Origin of the sequence: Neobacillus drentensis (genome assembly GCF_036965245.1) — a bacterium.
Lineage (GTDB): Bacteria > Bacillota > Bacilli > Bacillales > Cytobacillaceae > Neobacillus > Neobacillus drentensis_G.
In genome coordinates, this window is sequence record NZ_JBALPG010000168.1 from 1 (window position 1) to 3,394 (window position 3,394).

Annotated in this window: 3 protein-coding genes; all 3 read right to left on the reverse strand. The window is 28.8% G+C overall.

Annotated features, from left to right (window positions below; genetic code table 11):
• Window positions 1-348: YesL family protein (locus V7150_RS24025; RefSeq protein ID WP_335523272.1), on the reverse strand; the 348-nt coding region annotated here is incomplete at its 3' end.
• Complete coding sequence (locus V7150_RS24030) at window positions 332-1,981, reverse strand: response regulator (RefSeq protein WP_335523274.1); 1,650 nt, start codon at window positions 1,979-1,981, stop codon at window positions 332-334. The genes V7150_RS24025 and V7150_RS24030, both read right to left, overlap by 17 nt.
• Before the next feature lie 2 nt (window positions 1,982-1,983).
• Window positions 1,984-3,394, reverse strand: a 1,411-nt coding sequence (locus V7150_RS24035; RefSeq protein WP_335523277.1) for a sensor histidine kinase, incomplete at its 5' end; no start/stop codon positions are given.

The following is a 3,394-nucleotide window of genomic DNA, read 5'->3' on the forward strand; positions in this document are numbered from 1 at the left end:
TTGAAAGATAATAAATAGTTGAAAGCCCTGAAGCCATAGATAAGTACTGCCCATTTTATTCAATTTAAATATGTTATAAATACTGAAAGATAAAATTATTGTTATAACTGCTCCTATAGGTAAAGCTTGCTTAAAATTTTCTTTATATCCCTTAATAAAGTCACTATATATGTAATAGCCATTATCTCTTACCTTTTTTCCATAAACATAATATAGTGCAGAAGTGGAAACTCCAATTGTCACTATTGGCAAGCTTCCTATAAACCATAATAAATTTAACATAAAGGTTTCATAAACTAATACACAAAACTTGTACAATGGTCCATCTAAGTTAAATAATCCTTTCATTATTTTTCCTCCTTTCACTTGGAATACCCCTCATTCTGTCATTTTTATACTGCATAGGGCTAATGCCTACAAGTTTTTTAAAGGTTCTGCTGAAATGTTCAATGTTAGGATAACCGATTTCATCACATATCTCATATATCTTCATATCAGTTTTAGCTAAAAACTCCTTGGCCTTTTCTATCCTTATATTAGTTAAATATGTAGTAAAGTTATACCCTGTTTCTTCTGTGAATATTTTACTGAAATACGCCTTACTAAAGCCTATAGATTTACTTACCATATCTAGGGTAACTCTATCACCATAATTCTTATGAATAAAATCCTTTGCCTTTTTAATTGCTGCATTCTCCCTCTGGTTTATTTTTCTTAAAGAATTAATAACTCTTGTTAGAAGCATTAGTATCCATTCCTCAATTTCTAATTTAGTTTCAAATTTTCTTACTTCGCTATAAAAATCCAAATCTTCTCCAATAATAGCTTCAAGATTAACTTCTTCATCCTTAATTATGTAGTGAATTACCATTAATACTATCTCTAAATAATAAATATAAAAGGTTTCAATTTCACTTGCTCCAGATAGTTCATTCAACTGAAAAACCCTTTTCATCTCTTCTAAACACTTTTCTTCATCTAACCTATCCAACGCTTCTAAAAGCCCATTGTCCTTACTCATTTCTATAACAATTTGTTGAGTTATATTGTTATTCTTATTTTTCCTTATCTTATTAAACTCCTCTACATTCTCAGGATAAATATTTTTTCCCTTGCCATAAATAAATCTAAATCTAGCATTTTTCTGTGCTTCATCAATTAGTGAGCTTATCTTTGTAATATCGCTGCTAACCTCACTTATACCAATAGTTACTTCAATATTTAAGAAATTTAAAAGAGCATTTCTTATTTTATTTAAAATATCTGAAAGTTTTTCCTTTAAACAGTTAACATATGAATTGTCGAAGGCTAAAATAATCCCATATTCTTCTGGAGACATTGGTAGAATTTCTCCCATATTTACTACTTCAAACAGTTGAATAACAGCATTTGTTACAGAACTCATAAGTTCCTTAAGATCATTATCCTCATACCTTTTCTTAACTATTATAAAACTGTCAATAAGTAGAGAACAGCAAATATAATTTTCTCCTTTTAATCTTAGTGCACTATTCTCCAAATCCTTCTCAGTAAAATCTCCAGCAATTAATTTCCTAACTAGGTCATTTCTATTAACACTATGATTTTTACTACCTTTTTTTCTTTTTTTGTTCTCTAATGCAGCCATAACCATCTTAAGAATTTTATCCGGTTCCATTTCTGTTTTTAAAATATAATCATTTATTCCGAGCTTAAAGGCACTTCTTACAAGTGTATAATCATCATAAGCACTTAACACTAAAAACTCAGTATTAATGCCAAGCCGTCTACTTTCCTCAATAAGCTCAATGCCATTCATAACAGGCATATTAATGTCTGTTATTACTATATCAATATCCCCTCTAGCTTTAATTATCTCTAAAGCTTTATTTCCATTAGATGCCTCTAAAACCTCATCGAAACCATAATTATTCCAATCTATCAAGGACTTTAAAGCAAGTCTTACAATAGGCTCATCTTCAACTAAAAGCATTTTATACATACTTAGCTCTCCTTTTTCATTAGTATAGGAAGTATAAGTTTTACTTTTGTGAATTTATTCTTTTCACTTTCTATTTTTATTCCATACCCTTGTCCACAATTCAGTCTTATCCTGCTTTCAATATTTTTTATTCCAATATGATTAAAGCTTGTGTTGCTTTTTTCTTTACTTGTAAAAATACTTTCAAGTTCTTCTTCTGTGATCCCTCTACCATTATCTTCAACTTCAAAGATAAGATTTTCCTCTGACACATATCCAGCAATAATGATATTTTTTTCTCCATCAATTTCATTAAATCCGTGAACGATAGCATTCTCAACTATAGGCTGTAATATCAATTTTATAATATAAAGATTTCTTACTTCTTCCTCCACCTTAACCACTAAATTGAAATCATCTCCAAACCGAACCTTCATTATATCTGCATAATTATCAAGATATTCCAATTCTTCTCTTACAGTAATAAAGGTGGATTCACTTCTAAAGGTTGCAGATAAAAGCTTCATAAAGGAATCTGTTACCTTTCTAATGCTCTCTGCCTTTGAGATCATAGCCATTAATTTAATTACATTTAAGGTATTATAAATGAAGTGGGGATTTATTTGAGCTTGTAAGACCTTCATTTCTTCCTTAGAACGTTCTCTTTCCTTCAAATCCCTCTCTACCATAAGGTTCTTAATATCATTAATCATCTTATTATAGTTGCTTCCTAACTCATTAATTTCTTCCAAATTAGTATTTATATTTGTGATTTCATCAAGCCTTCCATCTTTAATACCTTTCATTTTTTTTATAAGTTCTTTTATTGGCTTTAAAATATCTTTAAAGAAGGTTTTACAATATAAAATAAATAACAAATTGAATACTACAAATATGGCAAATAGTATTTTCATAATGTTAGTTGTATCCTTTGTTAGTGCCTTATCGTCAATTATATTGATAACAGTCCATCCTGACTTTTCTGAGGTGTATTTCGATATATTCTTAGTGTCTTTTTTATAATTATATTTATAAAAATTATTGTCCTTATTGTTAATATCCTTAAGATATTCTACTTGAGAAACATTTTTTCCAAGCAAACTTTTATCCGGTGATATTACAATTTTCCCCTTAGGATCAGCGATAATCATTTTTCCTACAGAATCATTCGTAAATCTTGAATAGATAGAATTTAGTGCCTCTGTTTTAATTTCACAATATATAAACTCAGTAGCTGTATTGTACCAACTGTATTCTGGACTAATTCCAACTAAAAAATCAATTCCTTTTGCATTTACATCATCAGAACTATTAAAATTATTTATACTAAATACTTTGTCTTTATTTTTTATACTTTCCTTATACAATGAACTGTCTTTTACATCAGAATCATTTTTATATAGAGGGTCTTTATACTTAAATATCTGGCCATTC